Origin of the sequence: Bradyrhizobium sp. HKCCYLS3070 (genome assembly GCF_051167575.1) — a bacterium.
GTDB lineage: Bacteria > Pseudomonadota > Alphaproteobacteria > Rhizobiales > Xanthobacteraceae > Bradyrhizobium.
Genome location: NZ_JBNPTI010000011.1, coordinates 22,568 through 38,356, shown reverse-complemented (window position 1 = coordinate 38,356; position 15,789 = coordinate 22,568). Strand labels below are relative to the sequence as shown.

The 15,789-nt window shown below is 65.6% G+C and carries 20 protein-coding genes, 1 tRNA gene and 1 pseudogene; 8 read left to right on the top strand and 14 right to left on the bottom strand.

Features of this window, described 5'->3' with window-relative positions:
• Positions 1–109: 109 nt before the first annotated feature.
• Together ACQR03_RS26340 and ACQR03_RS26335 are read right to left on the bottom strand one after the other, a co-directional pair.
• A tRNA-OTHER gene (locus ACQR03_RS26340) sits at positions 110–186 on the bottom strand.
• A 108-nt stretch (positions 187–294) separates the two neighbouring features.
• Positions 295–999, bottom strand: coding sequence for a class I SAM-dependent methyltransferase (locus tag ACQR03_RS26335; protein ID WP_316166902.1), 705 nt, complete (start codon positions 997–999; stop codon positions 295–297).
• Between the two features lie 108 nt (positions 1,000–1,107).
• On the opposite strand from ACQR03_RS26335, the gene ACQR03_RS26330 reads away from it, so the two are divergent.
• The gene (locus ACQR03_RS26330) at positions 1,108–1,635 is read left to right on the top strand and encodes a Dps family protein (RefSeq protein ID WP_315717516.1); all 528 of its coding nucleotides are present in this window, start codon (positions 1,108–1,110) and stop codon (positions 1,633–1,635) included.
• Between the two features lie 94 nt (positions 1,636–1,729).
• On the opposite strand, the gene ACQR03_RS26325 is transcribed toward ACQR03_RS26330, so the two are convergent.
• The 4 genes from ACQR03_RS26325 to ACQR03_RS26310 form a co-directional block, all read right to left on the bottom strand.
• Positions 1,730–2,524, bottom strand: coding sequence for a sulfite exporter TauE/SafE family protein (locus ACQR03_RS26325; protein WP_315717515.1), 795 nt, complete (start codon positions 2,522–2,524; stop codon positions 1,730–1,732).
• A 104-nt stretch (positions 2,525–2,628) separates the two neighbouring features.
• Positions 2,629–3,522: an MBL fold metallo-hydrolase gene (locus ACQR03_RS26320; RefSeq protein WP_315717514.1), complete on the bottom strand. Its 894-nt coding sequence runs from the start codon at positions 3,520–3,522 to the stop codon at positions 2,629–2,631.
• An 11-nt stretch (positions 3,523–3,533) separates the two neighbouring features.
• Positions 3,534–3,986 (bottom strand): DUF6691 family protein, encoded by a 453-nt coding sequence (locus tag ACQR03_RS26315; RefSeq protein ID WP_315717513.1) that lies wholly within the window; start codon positions 3,984–3,986, stop codon positions 3,534–3,536.
• 6 nt (positions 3,987–3,992) lie between these two features.
• A complete protein-coding gene (locus ACQR03_RS26310) occupies positions 3,993–4,415 on the bottom strand; it encodes a YeeE/YedE family protein (RefSeq protein ID WP_315717512.1) in 423 nt (140 codons plus the stop codon).
• Between the two features lie 87 nt (positions 4,416–4,502).
• On the opposite strand from ACQR03_RS26310, the gene ACQR03_RS26305 reads away from it, so the two are divergent.
• On the top strand, positions 4,503–4,829 hold the full coding sequence (locus tag ACQR03_RS26305; RefSeq protein WP_434841625.1) for an ArsR/SmtB family transcription factor: 327 nt from the start codon (positions 4,503–4,505) through the stop codon (positions 4,827–4,829).
• Here the strand turns inward: ACQR03_RS26305 and ACQR03_RS26300 are convergent, their stop codons facing one another.
• The 3 genes and pseudogenes from ACQR03_RS26300 to carA form a co-directional block, all read right to left on the bottom strand.
• Positions 4,830–5,372, bottom strand: a complete 543-nt coding sequence (locus tag ACQR03_RS26300) for a cupin domain-containing protein (protein ID WP_315826723.1) — start codon at positions 5,370–5,372, stop codon at positions 4,830–4,832.
• 35 nt (positions 5,373–5,407) lie between these two features.
• Positions 5,408–5,928, bottom strand: a pseudogene (locus ACQR03_RS26295) (PaaI family thioesterase).
• Positions 5,929–6,076: 148 nt separating this feature from the next.
• A complete protein-coding gene (carA, locus tag ACQR03_RS26290) occupies positions 6,077–7,273 on the bottom strand; it encodes a glutamine-hydrolyzing carbamoyl-phosphate synthase small subunit (protein WP_315810595.1) in 1,197 nt (398 codons plus the stop codon).
• A gap of 181 nt (positions 7,274–7,454) precedes the next feature.
• On the opposite strand from carA, the gene ACQR03_RS26285 reads away from it, so the two are divergent.
• From ACQR03_RS26285 to ACQR03_RS26270, 4 genes are all read left to right on the top strand, one after another.
• Positions 7,455–7,910 carry a GatB/YqeY domain-containing protein gene (locus ACQR03_RS26285; protein WP_315754610.1) on the top strand — a complete coding sequence of 152 codons (456 nt, stop codon included), beginning with the start codon at positions 7,455–7,457 and terminating at the stop codon, positions 7,908–7,910.
• Between the two features lie 176 nt (positions 7,911–8,086).
• Positions 8,087–9,694, top strand: coding sequence for an acyl-CoA synthetase (locus tag ACQR03_RS26280; protein ID WP_315754607.1), 1,608 nt, complete (start codon positions 8,087–8,089; stop codon positions 9,692–9,694).
• Between the two features lie 209 nt (positions 9,695–9,903).
• The gene (locus tag ACQR03_RS26275) at positions 9,904–10,680 is read left to right on the top strand and encodes a DUF2189 domain-containing protein (RefSeq protein ID WP_315717506.1); all 777 of its coding nucleotides are present in this window, start codon (positions 9,904–9,906) and stop codon (positions 10,678–10,680) included.
• An 86-nt stretch (positions 10,681–10,766) separates the two neighbouring features.
• A complete protein-coding gene (locus ACQR03_RS26270; protein ID WP_315754605.1) occupies positions 10,767–11,189 on the top strand; it encodes a hypothetical protein in 423 nt (140 codons plus the stop codon).
• A 13-nt stretch (positions 11,190–11,202) separates the two neighbouring features.
• Here ACQR03_RS26270 and ACQR03_RS26265 read toward each other — a convergent pair whose 3' ends face one another.
• From ACQR03_RS26265 to ACQR03_RS26255, 3 genes are read right to left on the bottom strand one after another with little or no spacing between them, the layout of a single operon-like run.
• Positions 11,203–11,715 (bottom strand): SRPBCC family protein, encoded by a 513-nt coding sequence (locus tag ACQR03_RS26265; protein WP_315754603.1) that lies wholly within the window; start codon positions 11,713–11,715, stop codon positions 11,203–11,205.
• A gap of 3 nt (positions 11,716–11,718) precedes the next feature.
• On the bottom strand, positions 11,719–12,180 hold the full coding sequence (locus tag ACQR03_RS26260; protein ID WP_315754601.1) for an SRPBCC family protein: 462 nt from the start codon (positions 12,178–12,180) through the stop codon (positions 11,719–11,721).
• Entirely contained in the window at positions 12,173–12,487 is a 315-nt protein-coding gene (locus ACQR03_RS26255; RefSeq protein WP_315754598.1) for an ArsR/SmtB family transcription factor, read from the bottom strand. Before ACQR03_RS26255 ends, ACQR03_RS26260 begins: the two co-directional genes overlap by 8 nt.
• Before the next feature lie 131 nt (positions 12,488–12,618).
• On the opposite strand from ACQR03_RS26255, the gene ACQR03_RS26250 reads away from it, so the two are divergent.
• Complete coding sequence (locus ACQR03_RS26250) at positions 12,619–13,239, top strand: LysE family translocator (protein ID WP_315754596.1); 621 nt, start codon at positions 12,619–12,621, stop codon at positions 13,237–13,239.
• 45 nt (positions 13,240–13,284) lie between these two features.
• On the opposite strand, the gene ACQR03_RS26245 is transcribed toward ACQR03_RS26250, so the two are convergent.
• A complete protein-coding gene (locus ACQR03_RS26245) occupies positions 13,285–14,121 on the bottom strand; it encodes a PhzF family phenazine biosynthesis protein (protein ID WP_315754594.1) in 837 nt (278 codons plus the stop codon).
• 25 nt (positions 14,122–14,146) lie between these two features.
• On the bottom strand, positions 14,147–14,290 hold the full coding sequence (locus ACQR03_RS26240) for a hypothetical protein (RefSeq protein WP_315717499.1): 144 nt from the start codon (positions 14,288–14,290) through the stop codon (positions 14,147–14,149).
• 86 nt (positions 14,291–14,376) lie between these two features.
• Between ACQR03_RS26240 and ACQR03_RS26235 the strand changes: the two genes are divergently transcribed.
• A complete protein-coding gene (locus tag ACQR03_RS26235; RefSeq protein WP_315754592.1) occupies positions 14,377–15,786 on the top strand; it encodes a PLP-dependent aminotransferase family protein in 1,410 nt (469 codons plus the stop codon).
• Positions 15,787–15,789 lie beyond the last annotated feature (3 nt).

Genomic DNA, 15,789 nt, shown 5'->3' with positions numbered 1-15,789 from the left:
AGCGAAAAGGGTTTTGGGCCGAAATCAACGGCCAATTTGGCCGAAGAGGGTCTGAGGGGCGCGGCGCCGTCGCTGGCTCGCCGAGCCGAAGCTGCGCAGCAGCGACGGCTGGAGGCCCGGCCTGGACTTGAACCAGGTTCAAGAGCGTTGCACCGCTCTTCGCGTCGTAGCTTCCGCCACCGGGCCGGGGGTGATCTTACCTCTCACGGCCGCGTGAGCCAGCCCGTGTTTCAGTTAACCCTAATCCGGTTGCTCGATGTTGGGCCACGGCGTGGGGTTGGTCGGCTCGGCCGGTCACACGGTTCCCATTGCCGGCTGCGCCACGAAGGTCATGCGCCAGGGATTGTGGCCGATATTCTTCGGCGCCCGGACGGCAGAGAGGCCGGCCTTCTTCAGCCGTGCCAGGATCTCGGCCTCGCTGTAGCGCTGCAGGCCGACCTTGGTCCGCAACTGCCGGTAATCGGACAGGGCAGTGGCGACCAGCCCGACCAGGGCATCCCTGAGGAAGCCGTCCCGCGCCGCGAACATCAGCAGCGCGAGCACGTCACGGCCCATGCCGACGTCCGGACGCAGGACGTCGCCGAGGACGAACTTTCCCGACGGCTTCAGCAGCCGCCTGATCACGGCCAGGGCTGCATCGAATTCCGCCTCGCTCATGTACTGGGCCACGGAGTTCATGACCACGAGGTCGATCGAACCTTCCTGCATGTTGCGCAGCTCGTCCAGCGACCGCACGCGGATCTTGGTGTTGGGGGCGAAGCGCGCGATCAGCCGGCCGCGCACGCCCGGCGCCGGCTCGGCCAGGATGAGCGTCATGCAGGCGTCGGCGACCTTGGCGGCCGACAGGGCCTCTCCGCAGGAATAGTCGAGAACGACTGCGTCGGGCGAGGGAATATAGCCGACGATGTCGCGCGCGATCCCCTCGAAGTGCAGGTCGCGATGCAGCTTGCTCGCATAGATCGTGTGCGTGGAATCGTAATAATCGATCCAGTCGTCCATGGCGGGTTCCGGCAAACACAGTTCCTTGATCGGAACTGGAGGGGTCAGCGAGCGTTAACGGGTCCGATCATCCGTGTCCATCGCTGCTTCTAACAGGAAGGCCAAGCCGTGAGTAAAGCAAAGACCGACAAGACCGCCCCCGAGCTCGATACCCCGACCGATCTGTCCCCGGATGCCGTGAACAAGATCTCGACGGCATTGAACACGCTGCTTGCGGACGCCTTTGCGCTCTATCTGAAGACCAAGAACTTCCACTGGCACGTCAGCGGACGGCATTTCCATGACTACCACGAAATGCTCGACGAGCAGTCGGACGCGATCTTTGCCACCACGGACCAGCTCGCCGAGCGCGTGCGCAAGCTCGGTGGCACCACGCTGAAATCGATCAGCCAGATCAGCAAGCTGCAGACCATCAAGGACAACAACGAGGAGTATGTGCCGCCGCGCGAGATGTTGCGGGAGTTGATGGAGGACAACAAGCACGTCGCGGCTGCGATGCGGAAAGCGCACGGGCTGTGCGACGACAATGACGATCCCGCCACCGCGGGACTGCTGGAGACCTTCATCGACGAGACCGAGCGCCGCACTTGGTTCTTGTTCGAAGCCAGCCGCCAGGAAGGCAGCAACGCGGCGTAGGCGGGCCAGCGTCGAGTTGAGGTCCGGGCGCGCTGCGAGGACGTGGCGCGCCGGTCCGGCCTCGATGCCGGCCTCCGGCTCATACCATGCCAGGCTATGCGGAGTGGCCGAGTGCCGACCAGCTCCGATAGATCATGTAAGCCGCCACCACGAATACCACCGTGGCAAACACCTTGTTCAGGGTGCCGCGCGTACCGGACAGGCGAGCCGCCAGCTTCGCACCGACCAGGCCACCGGCGATGCCGGCGACGAGAAAGGTCGCCGCCAGCGCCCAGTCGACCAGTCCCGACAGCGCGTAGTTTGCTGCGGTCGTCAGTCCGAACGCCGTGACGGACACGAGCGAGGAGCCGATCGCGTAGAGGATCGGCATGCCCGTCGCAAACATCAGAGCCGGAACGATCAGGAAGCCGCCGCCGATGCCGAAGAAGCCGGACAGTGTTCCCGTGCCGAAACCGAATGCCAAGAGCGGCAACAGATTGTCGCGCGAAAGCTTGACGTCCAGCTGGCTGTTCGTGCCGCGCCTGCGCAGCATCAAGAGGCCGATCACGATCATGACCAGGGCGAACAGCAGCAGCAGCTTCTGACCGTCGACCATCTTGCCGAGCGTCGAGCCAGCGAAGGCGCCGACCACGCCCGTTGCAGCAAACACCAGCGCGCAAGGCCATTTGACGTTCCCGGAGCGGGCATGATTGGCGAGATTGGCCGCCGCGTTGATCGCTACGGCGACCGCGCTCGTGCCGATCGCGACGTGGGGATTGCCGACGCCTACCAGATACACCATGAGCGGCACGGCCAGCACCGATCCGCCCCCGCCGATCAGGCCGAGCGTGAATCCGACGAAAGAGCCCGACAGCGAGCCGAGCGCAAGCTGGGCAGCGGACAAGGTCATCCTGCGATGCTCCGGAGTGGCGTGCCGCGCCGGCGCCCGGCCGTTGCCAAATGGGAAAGCCGAGCCGCGACGTCTGCCGCGTGGTCGGTGGGGCGAGGGGTGTCCTAGAGTGCGTTGAGCGGGACTTTCAGGAAGCGCCGGCCATCCTGATCGGGCGTCGGCAGCCGTCCCGCCTTCATGTTCACCTGCAGGGAGGGGATGATCAGCTTGGGCATGTCCAAGGTGCGGTCGCGCGCCTCGCGGGCGGCGACGAACTGATCCTCGGTGATGCCGTCGCGGACGTGGATGTTGTGCGCGCGCTGCTCGGCCACCGTCGTTTCCCAGCGGATGTCGCGGCCGTTTGGACCGTAGTCGTGGCACATGAACAGCCGCGTCGCGTCAGGCAACTCCAGCACCCGGCGGATCGAGCGATACAGCGTGCGGGCATCGCCGCCAGGAAAGTCGGCGCGTGCCGAGCCGCCGTCCGGCATGAATAGCGTGTCGCCGACGAAGGCGGCGTCTCCGATCACATGAGTCATGCAGGCCGGCGTGTGCCCCGGCGTATGCATGGCGAAGGCGGTGATTGCGCCGATCCGGTAGGTGTCGCCATCATGGAACAGGCGGTCGAACTGGCTGCCGTCGCGCTGAAACTCGGTGCCTTCGTTGAAGATCTTGCCGAACGTCTCCTGCACCATCCTGATGTTGGCGCCGATGCCGATCCTGCCGCCCAGCCTTGACTGGATGTAGGGCGCCGCCGACAGATGGTCGGCATGGACATGGGTCTCGATCAGCCAGTCCAGTTGCCAGCCGCGATCCTCGATCAGGCGAATGATCTCGTCGGCCGAATGCGGTGCGATGCGCCCCGATGCATAGTCGATGTCCATGACCGAATCGATCACCGCGCAGGCCCGCGAGCCTGGGTCCTTGACCACATAGCTGACGGTGTTGGTGGCGCGATCGAAGAACGGTGTGACCTCGGGTTTCACTGACAGGTCGACCGGATGAGGAATGCCGGACATTCAAGCCTCCCTCATTCTGAAGCGACTGCGGCGAGCGAGGGCCGGCGGCTCGCGAGCATGCGGGCTGCGGCCATTCCGATCATCATGGCCGTGACGAACAGGACGATGGCAGGCGAGCCGTAGCCGAGCGCCACGAAGGCCGGGCCCGGGCAGATGCCGGCGAGGCCCCAGCCGATGCCGAAGATCGCAGGGCCGGTTGCGATCCGCCAATCCAGCGTCTGAAAGGATGGCAGGTGGAATTGGTCACCGAGGACGGGACGCCGGCGCCGGAAAACCAGTCGGAAGCCGGCGAAGGTGACCCCCACCGCTCCAGCCATCACGAGGATCAGGCTCGGATCCCAGCCGCCGAAGCGGATCGCCGCGAAATCGAGGAAGTTGAGCACCTTCTCTGGATTGGACATGCCCGAGAGCAGCAGCCCGAGTCCGAAGATGAGGCCGACGGTGAACTGGACGAAAATGATCATGGTGCCTCACAGCACGTGGCGAACGAGGAAGGTGGTCGCGACCGCGGTGGCCATGAACACCAGCGTGGCGACGATCGAGCGCGGCGAGAGGCTGGCGATGCCGCAGACGCCATGACCCGAGGTGCAGCCGTTGCCCCAGACCGCCCCGAAGCCGACCAGCAGCCCGGCTGCAACCATATCGATCGGACCGACCTCCAGCTTCAGCGGCGGCAGGCTCCCGCTGACGATGCGGACTGCAAGGGCGGCGGCGACCAGCCCTCCTATGAAGGCGAGCCGGCCAGCGAGCGCACCGTCCCAGGGTGGCAACAGCCGCGCGGCGATGCCGCTGACGCCGGCAATACGGCCGGTCAGGCCCATCAGCATGACGGCTGCAGCGCCGATGAGGGCGCCGCCTGCGAGCGCCGTGACCGCTGTATACTCCGTGATCATATCGTCCTTGATTCCTCGTCGGGGGCATGTTGCAATCGGCTATCATGTGCATTATTGCATATATACGAAAATGAAGAAGTAACAATCATGACAACACAGGCCAGGCGCAAAACCCGTGAGGCCATGGTGGCGGCGCTCGACGACAAGGCGGAGGAGGCGGCGGGCCTGCTCGCTGCCATGGCGAATTCGAAGCGCCTCATGGTGCTCTGCAACCTCATCGACGGCGAGCGCGCGGTCGGCGATCTCGCCGAACAGGTCGGGTTGCGACAGGCGGCGCTGTCTCAGCATCTCGCGAAGATGCGCGGGCTCGATCTCGTCGCCACCCGGCGCGATGGCCAGACCATCTACTATCGGCTGGCGAGCCGGGAGGTCCGCGAGATCCTGCAGACGCTGTATCGGCTGTATTGCGCCTGATCAGCGCGCCTGGTGCCACAGGCGCGTGAGCGGGCCGCCCGCGCCGAGCACAGGATCGGTCGCGGGCAGCGGCACCTCCGGAATGGTTTTCGATGCGCGGGCGTGGTTCTCCGGCGTCGGCCGCGTGATCTGCATCTTCGGTCCGGGCGGATAGGCGCCGACGATGCAGAAATCGCTGCTGGCAGCGATGCATTGATGTCCAGTGCCGGCCGGCAGGATGGCGACGTCGCCCGGCCTGAGCTCCAGCTCCCGGCCCTGATCGCCGCCGAAGCGGACCCGCGCCGTTCCGCCGGCGACACCCAGCGCCTCATGCACGGTCGCGTGATAGTGCAGATAGTCGTAGACGCCGTTGCGCCACATGTCGCCCCAGCCATTGGCGGCGAACACGCGCTCGATGTCGGCCGCCGGATCGGCGCCACCCAGATCGATGACGGCCTTGTAGACCAGGAACGGCATCGGATTATTGGGCACCAGGCCGTCATCCGCGAACACGATGCTGAGCGGTTCGATCGACTTGACGCGGGGCGAGGGGGCGGCAGGCATGGCGACCTCGGAACAAAGGATGGGGCCTCACCCTATCAACCGGCCTGCGCGGCCGCCGTTCCAGGCTCAGCCTTGGGCAGCTCGAACACCAGGCAAGTCGTGGTGGCGTGCGCCAGCAGGCGCCCTTGCGAATCGGCGATGCGTGCCTCGCGGCGCGGCGCGGCGTCCGAACGACAGCCTCCTGCCCTCCGTTCTCACGATGCCGGTGGTCTCGGTCATTGCCTTGATGAAGGAGACCTTGAATTCCAGCGTGGTGTAACCGCTGCCCTGCGGGCACATCGTGTGGACGGCGAGCCCCATCGCGGAATCCAGCAGGATCGCGGTGTAGCCGCCATGCACCGCGCCGATCGGATTGTAGCGCCGCAAGGCCGGCACGCTGTGCATGACGACCTGGCCGGGCTCGGCGACTGCAGTCGAACGGCGCGACGGTCTGCATGATCGGCGGCTGCGGCAAGGTCCCGGCGAAGATGCCGCGCACGAAATCGAGCCCGGGCATCGAGGCCAGTTCCGCCAGGGGCACCTCGCCGAATTCAGCGCGCGAATCCGTCTCGCTCATATCGTCGATCATCCAATGTATGATGTTCATCATATGAACGCGGTGCGAAAAGATCGAGGGTAAAACAGATGCCGGCGATCACAAGATTGCGGACAGAAAAATGCCCGGGACCAGCCCGGGCATTTCGAATCGTGTCCAGCTGCCGACCTCAGGCCGCGCTACGCTTCTTCTCGCGCATCAGCTCGGCGAAGCGCTGAAAGAGGTAATGCGAGTCGCGCGGGCCGGGCGAAGCTTCCGGGTGGTACTGCACCGAGAACACCGGCTTGCCCTCGAGCTGGATGCCGCAATTGGAGCCGTCGAACAGCGAGATGTGGGTCTGCGTCGCGCCCGATGGCAACGTATCCTGGTCGACCGCGAAGCCATGGTTCATCGAGGTGATCTCGACCTTGCCGGTGGTCTCGTCCTTGACCGGATGATTGGCGCCGTGATGGCCCTGGTGCATCTTCTTGGTCTTGGCGCCGACCGCAAGCCCGAGCATCTGATGGCCGAGGCAGATGCCGAAGGTCGGCGTGCCCGACGAAATCACCTGCTGAATGACCGGCACGGCATATTTGCCGGTCGCCGCGGGATCGCCGGGTCCGTTCGACAGGAACACGCCGTCGGGCTTCATCGCCAGGATGTCCTCGGCCGGCGTCGTCGCCGGCACCACCGTCACCTTGCAGCCGACGCCGGCGAGCAGACGCAGGATGTTGCGCTTGATGCCGTAGTCGATCGCGACGACGTTGAACTCCGGATTGACCTGTTGGCCGAAGCCCTCGTTCCACACCCAGGGGGTCTCGTCCCAGGTGAAGCGCTGGGCGGAGGTCACCATCGGCACGAGGTCCATGCCCTCCAGGCCGGGCCATTCCCGCGCTTCCTTCTTCAGGGCGTCGAGGTCGAAATTGCCGTCCTTGGCATGCGCGATCACGGCGTTCGGCATGCCCTTGGAGCGGATCAGCGCGGTCAGCGCCCGGGTGTCGATGCCGGACAGCCCGATGATCCCGCGCGCACGCAGCCACTGGTCGAGATGGCGGGTGGCGCGGTAGTTCGACGGATCGGTGATCGCGGTGCGCAGGATCACCCCGCGCGCGCCCGGCGTCGCCGCCATGTTCACCGTCTCGATATCCTCGTCGTTGGTGCCGACATTGCCGATATGCGGGAAGGTGAAGGTGATGAGCTGGCCGGCATAGGACGGATCGGTCAGGATCTCCTCATAGCCGGTCATGGCGGTGTTGAAGCAGACCTCGCCCACGGCGTGGCCTTCGGCGCCGAGGCCGTAGCCTTCCAGCACCGTGCCGTCGGCAAGCACGAGGAGCGCGGTCGGTTTATGGTCCGGCCAGGCGGCGTCAGTATCGATGTGTGTCATGAGGCCCCTACATAGTGCCCCAGGCGCGCGGCGTCAAAGCGGGAAGCGGCCGATTCACATGCGATTTCGGTCAATTCGGCCGGAGTTTCGAGGCAACCGACTGGAACGGATGCGGAACCGTGTTGTTTCGGGTGGGCGAACCGCCTAGACCAGCGCCAATGGATTTTGAGAGGGCGAGAGCATGCTGCGCGACGACATCAACAATGCGGTCAAGGAGGCGATGAAGGCCAAGGACGAGCGCAAGCTGTCCACCCTTCGCATGGTGAACTCGACCTTGAAGAACGCCGACATCGCCGCGCGCGGCGAAGGCAAGCCGCCCTTGATCGACGCCGACGTGCTCGCGGTGCTGCAGAAGATGATCAAGCAGCGTCAGGAGTCGGTCGAGCTGTATGAAAAGGGCGGCCGCGCCGAGCTCGCCGCGGGTGAGCGCGAGGAGATCGCGGTCATCTCGGCCTATCTGCCGAAGCAGATGAGCGACGACGAGGTGAAGACCGCCATCTCCGCTGCAGTCGCCGAGACCGGCGCTGCCGGCATGAAGGACATGGGCAAGGTGATCGCCGTGCTGAAGGCCAAGTATACCGGCCAGATGGATTTCGCCAAGGCGAGCGCGCTGGTGAAGGCGGCGCTGTCGGGCTAGGCCGCGCGACACGAAGCGCCGAGCCATCCCCACATCGTCATGCCCGGGCTTGTCCCGGGCATCCACGTCTTTAAGACTGTCATCAAGAAGAAAGACGTGGATGGCCGGGCCTTCGCCGCGCCGAAGGGGCTTCGGCCCCGCAGGCGGGTCTTCGCCTGGCCATGACGGAGAGAACGATGCTCAAGGAAACGTCCGACTACGACCAGCTCACTCGCGACTTCCGCTGGGACATCCCGGCGCAGTTCAACATCGCGGTCGCGACCTGCGATCGCCACGCCGACGGCTCGGGGCGCCTGGCGCTGATCGTCGTCGAAGAGGACGGCGCCGCACGGCGCGTCTCATTCGATGAGCTGCGCGATTACTCCTGCCGCTTCGCCAACGTATTGAAGGCCGATGGTCTCGCGCAGGGCGACCGCGTCGCGGTGTTCCTGTCGCAGTCGCTGGAGCTGCCGATCGTCCATCTGGCGGCGTTCCGCGCCGGTCTCGTCTCGGTGCCGCTGTTCACGCTGTTCGGCGAGGACGCGCTGCAATTCCGGCTGCAGAACTCCGGCGCCAAGGTCGTCGTCACCGACGCCACGGGCCTTGCGAAGCTTGCGCGCATTCGCGACCATCTGCCGGAGCTCAAGACGATCTATGTCACTGACGGCGACGGCCTCGGCGCCCAAGCCTTCTGGCCGACGCTGGAGCGCGCCTCCGATCAATTCCCGACCGTCGCCACGTCGAGCGACGACCCTGCCATCATCATCTATACCTCGGGTACGACCGGAAATCCCAAGGGCGCGCTGCACGCCCATCGCGTACTGCTCGGCCACCTGCCCAATGTCGAGATGGTGCACGGCTTCCTGCCGAAGCCCGGCGACGTCATGTGGACGCCGGCGGATTGGGCATGGATCGGCGGCCTGTTCGATGCGCTGTTTCCTGCATGGTATCACGCGATCCCGATGATCGGTTATCGCGCCAGGAAATTCGAGCCGCAGGCCGCAATGCAACTGATGGCGGACTACGCCGTCCGCAACGTGTTCCTGCCCCCGACCGCGCTGAAGTTGATGCGCCAGGCCAATGTCAAGCACGAGGGCGTCAAGCTGCGCAGCATCCTCACCGGCGGCGAGTCGCTCGGCGCCGAGCTGCTCGACTGGGTGCGCGCGACCTTCGGCATCGATGCGCACGAGATCTACGGCCAGACCGAATGCAATCTCGTCGTCGGCAACAATGCGAGGCTGTTTCCGATCCGGCCGGGCTCGATGGGCAAGGCGACGCCGGGCTTCGAGGTGCTGATCGTCAACGACAAGGGCGAGGAGCTGCCGCGCGGAGAGAGGGGCATCATCGGCGTGCGCCAGCCCAATCCCTGCACCATGATCGAATATTGGCGCAATCCGGAGGCGACGCAGAAGAAGTTCGCGGGCGACGTGCTGCTGACAGGCGATCTCGGCACCCAGGATGACGACGGCTATTTCTGGTATGCGAGCCGCGAGGACGATGTCATCACGTCGGCCGGCTATCGCATCGGCCCGGCGGAGATCGAGGACACGCTGCTCAAGCATCCGGCAGTCGCGCTGGCGGCCGTCGTCGGCATTCCCGACCCGGTGCGCACGGAGGCCATCAAGGCGTGGATCGTGCTGCGCCCTGGCTTCGTTGCAAATGACACGCTGTCGCGAGAGATCCAGGACTTCGTCAAAGTGAAGCTTGCCGCGCACGAATACCCGCGCCACGTTGAATTCACCGACACCCTGCCGATGACGGCGACCGGCAAGGTGCTGAGGCGGGAGTTGCGGGCGCGGGGGTAGGGGGGCTCCCGTTCGTGGGTGCCCAATGGTGCGCCTGGCTCCCTCGCCTCGCTGGCAGTCCCGCACGGCACGACGGATGGCGACAGACGAGTGCAAAACTGCATCGTCATATGTGATCGCTCCGCCCCTCTGCCCACAAGTTGAAATTGAAATCCCCGCCCTCCCGCTGTTAGCATCACGGCAACAACAACATTCAGGAGGGACCGCCGATGACCGCATCCGTCTCGGGACGATCCGATCCCGTGGTGCGCCGCATCACCACGGCCGATATTGCCGAAGCCTTGACGCAAGGCCTCCGCGATTTTCAGGCTCAGCCCATGTTCGGCCTTGCTTTCGGGCTGATCTATGTACTCGGCGGCATCAGCATCGTGCTGTGCGTCACCGCCTTCGGGATGGTCTACTTGGCCTATCCGCTGGCCGCGGGGTTTGCGCTGATCGGCCCGTTCGTCGCGATCGGTCTCTACGAGGTCAGCCGCCGCCGCGAACTCGGCCAGCCGATTTCCTATGGCGGGATCTGGCGCACGATCACTTCGCGCGGCGAGATCGGCTGGATGGCGTTCGTGACACTATTTTTCTTCATCATCTGGATGTACCAGGTGCGCCTCCTGATCGCGCTGCTGCTCGGGCTCAATGCCTCGTTCTCCAGCATCAAGGAGTTCATGACCGTGGTGCTGACGACCAACGAGGGTCTGCTCTTCCTCGCGATCGGCAATCTCGACGGCGCCGCTCTATCGCTGGTGCTGTTCTCGCTCACGGTCGTGTCGTTTCCGCTGCTGCTGGAGCGCGACGTCGATTTCGTGACGGCGATGATCACCAGCGTGCGCGCGGTCGTGACGAGTCCCGGCCCGATGATCGGCTGGGCCGCCGTCATCACCGTGCTGCTGATCATTTCGGCATTGCCGTACTTTCTTGGGCTGCTGGTCACTGTGCCGGTGCTGGGCCATGCGACCTGGCATCTGTACCGCCGGATCGTAGCTCCGGCGTAAGGCCAGGACTGCCGCGACGATTGCACAGGTTTGGTTCGAACCGCGGCTCGCCAATGGTCGGCCGGTCCCAATGTCGGAGAAGGATGATGCCGGATAACGTCGCCTTGTTTGCCGCGATCGTCCTATTGCTGCCGATGTTCTATCTGCTGCTGGCCGCGCCGGCGTTCCTGCTGGTGCGGCTCGACATCGTGCCGGTCACCCGGCTCCTGCGCGGCATGTTCGACTCCTACTTCGTGGCGCTTTCGATCGCTGGCGGCATCGGCGCGCTCGCCGTGCTGGCCGACGGCCGCCCCGTTCTGGGGCTGGGCATTGGCCTGATCGCGGCGTTCGCGCTGGTCTCGCGCCGCTGGTTTCTGCGGCAGATGGACGCGCGCATCCGCGACAGGGATTCCGGCGATGCGACGGCCGTGCGTCGGCTGCGCTGGCTGCATTGGGGTGGCATGCTGAGCAATGCGGTCCAGGTCGGCGCCGTCCTCGCCAGCATCCCACAGATCGCCGCGGTGTCGTAGCAGGCCTTGTCGTTTAAGGCACTGCAATCCCCATTGCCTTCAGGGCCGCCAGCATGCGCGTCGGCGGCGTCATCTTCACCGCGAGCGGCTTGCCCGTCTCGAGCACGCTCTTGAGGCTCGACAGGATGGCCGGCCAGCCCTGGCGTCCGCCGGACAGGATGTCGTCGGAGAGCGGCCGCTCGTGCGCTTCAGTCATCGTGAGACGGATGGCGTCGCCGGCCGGTTCGATCTCATAGGTCACGAGCGTGCGGCCCAGTGCCTCGACGAGGCCGGGCCAGTTGACGTCCCACGTGACGATCAGCCGGTGCGGCGGCTCGCAGACGATCACCTGGCCGCTGATGTGTTCGGAGCCGTCCGGCGCGCGCACGATGAAGGCGCCGCCCGCCCTCAGTTCGGCTTCAACGGCAAAGCCGAAGAAATATTGCCGGCTGAACTCGGCGGAGGTCAGCGCCTGCCACACCTTCTCAGGGCTGGCGGCGATGTAGATCGTGTAGACGGTGGCGGGCTTGAACTTTGCAAGATCCATCGCTCAGACTCCCTTGCCGAGCGCTGACATCGGGATCGCCAGCGCCATTCCGGTCTCAAGCAGACTTTTTAGGCCGGACATGATCGCGGGCCAGCCGTTGGAAACCGCATCGAGCAATCTCCCTGCCCCTTCGAAGCCTTCATGCGTCAGGGTCAGCTTGACGGAGTTGCCGTGCTGTTCGATCGCGAACACGACCTTGGTCGGCTGCTCGTTGCGAAACTCGTCTTTCAGGACGTGCTGGAAGGTGTAGGAGAGCCGGCGTGGCGGATCGAACTCCAGAATCTGGCCGACATCCGTCGTCATCCCGTCGGTCACCAGCGTGAACGGCGAGCCGACGCGCCAGTCGGAATGCAGTTCGGTGCCGAACCAGTAGCGCTTCGCGAATTCGTTTGATGTCAGCGCTTCCCACAATTTCTCGGGCGTCGTCGCGATATACGTGACGTAGACGAATTCGGGCTTACTCATCGCGCTCCTCCAATTGCCGCTTCAACTCGCTGAGCGCGGCGAGCTTGCCGCGCTCGAATTTCCTGATCCAGCGCTCCCCGATGTGATGGATCGGCACCGGATTGAGATAGTGCAGCTTCTCGCGGCCATGCCGGATCGTCGCGACCAGATTGGCCGCTTCCAGAATGGCAAGGTGCTTGGTCACGGCCTGTCGCGTCATCGCGAGGCCGTCGCAGAGTTCGGTCAGGGTTTGCCCGTTCCGCGCGTGGAGCCTGTCGAGCAGGGCGCGTCGTGAGCCGTCCGCAAGCGCCTTGAAGACATCATCCATGTGAGAAAGAATAGGCAACCAAATGGTTGCGTGTCAAGAACGCTGCGTTGTGGATCGCGCGAGGACAAGCGGGCTTTCCTCTGCAGACATGTCGTGCATTAGTGAGCGCCTCATTCGCATCGAGGCGCCTCATGTCCCTGCAAGTCTATCTCGCCTTCGTCGCCGCCTGTATCGGGCTGGCGCTGCTGCCGGGTCCCGTCGTGACGCTGCTGATCGCCAACGGTCTGCGCCACGGGACCCGCGCCGCGCTCATCAATATCGCCGGCGTGCAGACCGGGCTGGCGATCGCGATCGGCATCGTCGCCGTCGGCCTGACGTCGCTGATGGCCACGATGGGCTATTGGTTCGAATGGGTGCGGCTGATCGGTGCGGCCTATCTGGTGTGGCTCGGCATTCAGCTCATCCGCTCGCCGATCGAGGGGATCTCCGCGGGCGAGGCGCCGCCACCGCCGCCGCGCGGCGGCTTTTTCCTGCAGGGGCTGCTGGTGCTGCTCTCAAACCCGAAGGTGATGGTGTTCTTCGGCGCGTTCCTGCCGCAGTTCATGGACATGAGCCGGGACCACGTGCCGCAGGTCGGTTTGCTCGGCGTCACCTTCATGGTGATCGCGGGTCTCACCGACGCGATCTATGCGCTGCTCGCGGGCCGTGCGCGAAAGCTGTTCTCGGCCAGGCGGACGCGGCTGGTGTCGCGCATCTCCGGCGGCTTCATGATCGGCGGCGGCGTGTGGCTGGCGCTGACCCGGGCACGGTGAGCACGCGTTCGGCCCCGCGGCCGCATCGCCGTCTGCTGACGCGCGCTACAGGCTGATCGTCCCCTTCACCACCGGCGCGACGTCGCCGCCGATCCAGATCGTGTCGCCGTCCTGCGCGACATGGACGCGGCCGGCGCGGCCGAGCACGGTGCCCTGGGAGGCGACATATTGCTTCGGAGCAATTCCGGCTCCGATCAGCCATTGCGCCAGACTTGCATTGAGGCTGCCCGTCACCGGGTCCTCGCCGCCGCCCCACATGAAGCCGCGGACCTCGTAGTCGGCATCTGTGCCATCTTGCGCCCGATCCCATGGCGCAACAACGCCGATCGGCTGTTGCGGCAGCGCCGCCGGATTGTAGCGGATGTCGAGCAGCGCGCGGCGCGAGTCGATCAGTACGCCGATCCAGCCCGGGCCGTTGTCGATCCACTGCACGGCGCGCATCGTGCTCGTTGGGATGCCGAGCGCTGCCGCGATCTTGCTCGTCAGCTCGGCATCGACGGTGCCGGAGCGGCGGAGGGGCGGGGCGGCGAAGGCGAGGCGGTCTCCGTCACGCTTGATGCGCACGAGGCCCGCGCCGCATTCCTGCACCACATGCTCGCCCTTCGGCCGGCCGCCGAGCGCGAGCCATACGTGGCATGAGCCGAGCGTCGGATGGCCCGCAAAAGGCAGTTCGCGCTGCGGGGTGAAGATGCGCACGCGATAATCAGCGCCCGGATTCTGAGCGCGTGACAGGAAGGTCGTCTCGGACAGATTGGTCCAGTTGGCGATCGCCTGCATCGCGGCATCGTCGAGGCCGTCGGCCTCGGCGATCACGGCGAGCGGGTTGCCTTTGAAGGCGACCTTGGAGAACACGTCGACTTGATGGAACGGAAGCGCGAGCATTGCGGTGCCCTCCTCGATGTCGGCGTCAGTCGCGCCAGAACGGCTTGTTGGCCTCTTCCTGCACGACCACGGGATCAAGGCCGCAGTCGCGCATCTGCTCGCGATCGAGCATCGCCAGTTCGGACCGCCAGAACAGGCGCCGCAGCCAGAGTTGCGGGACCTGGAGCAAATTGCTCTTTCCGTGGGCAACTTGCGGAGTTGCCCAACGCTGCGCCAGGGAATATGCCATGAGTCACCTATCGCTCTTCAATTGCGTTGTTCGAAGAGCAATCGCGCAGTACATATCTCGGTGCAATCGAAACATTGCTCTCGGTGCAATATAGCATGAATGCTTCGTATACGGCCCTGGTGGACGACATTGCCGAGGACATCGCCAACGGCAGGCTGAAGGCCGGCGACCGGCTGCCGCCGCAGCGTCAGTTCGCTTATGAACGGGGAATTGCCGCATCCACGGCAGCGCGCGTCTATGCCGAATTATTGCGCAGGGGTCTGGTCGTGGGCGAGGTCGGGCGCGGCACCTTCGTCGCGGGAGAGGCGGTACCGGTACCACCCTCGCTGCGGCTGGAGCCGTTCGATGGCCGCATCGATCTCGAGTTCAATTTCCCGACCCTGCCGGATCAGGCGGCCCTGATCGCGAAGTCGCTTGCCGCATGGCAGCGGCCGGAGAAGCTGGCGCCGGTGCTGGCGCCGATCACGCAGCGGCGGCTGGCCGAGGCCGGGCGCACCGCCGCGGCCTTCTTCGCCAGCGAGCGCTGGCGCCCGCGCGCGGAGAACTTCGTCTTCGCCGGCAGTGGTCGGCAGTCGCTGGCTGCGGCGATCTCGGCGCTGGTGCCGGTCGGTGGCCGGCTCGGCGTCGAGGCCGTCACCTATCCGATGATCAAGGGCATCGCGGCGCGGCTGGGCGTGACCCTGGTGCCGCTCGCGATGGACGGCGAGGGCGTCCGCCCGGATGCCCTGACCAAGGCGCACCGCGCGAGCGCGCTCAACGCGATCTACATCCAGCCGGTGATGCAGAATCCGCTCGGCCTGACGATGAGCGAGGCGAGGCGCGAGGAGATCGTGCGTCTGGTGCGCAAGCACGAACTGATGATCATCGAGGACCTCGTCTACGGCTTCCTCAGCGATCAGGTCTCGCTGGCGACGCAGGCCGAGGAGCGTGTCGTCGTGGTCGACAGCCTTGCCAAGCGGCTCGCGCCGGGGATTGCGGTCGGTTTTCTCTACGTGCCGGGAAGCATGCGCGAAAAATTCGCCGCCACGGTGCGCACCGGGGCCTGGTCGGTGACGTCGCTGGCGCTGGCCGCCGGCATGGGGCTGCTCGCCGACGGCACGGCGGCCGAGATCACCAGGCGCAAGCGGGCCGATGCGCTGGTGCGGCAGGCGATCGTCGCCGAGTGCCTCGCCGGCCATCACATCGAGGCCGATCCGCGCTCCTACCATGTCTGGCTGCATCTGCCGGAGGGCTGGCGCGCCGAAGCCTTGACCGCCGCGGCCGCGCGCGCCGGCATCGCGATCACGCCGGCGAGCGCGTTTGCGGTGGCGCATGGCCATTCACCGAATGCGGTGCGGCTCGCGCTCGGCCTGCCGAGCCATGACGATCTGCGCACGGCGCTGTGGCGGCTCGCGGGCCTGCTCGCCCATCACGACGCCTCCGACATGACGGAGTAGCGG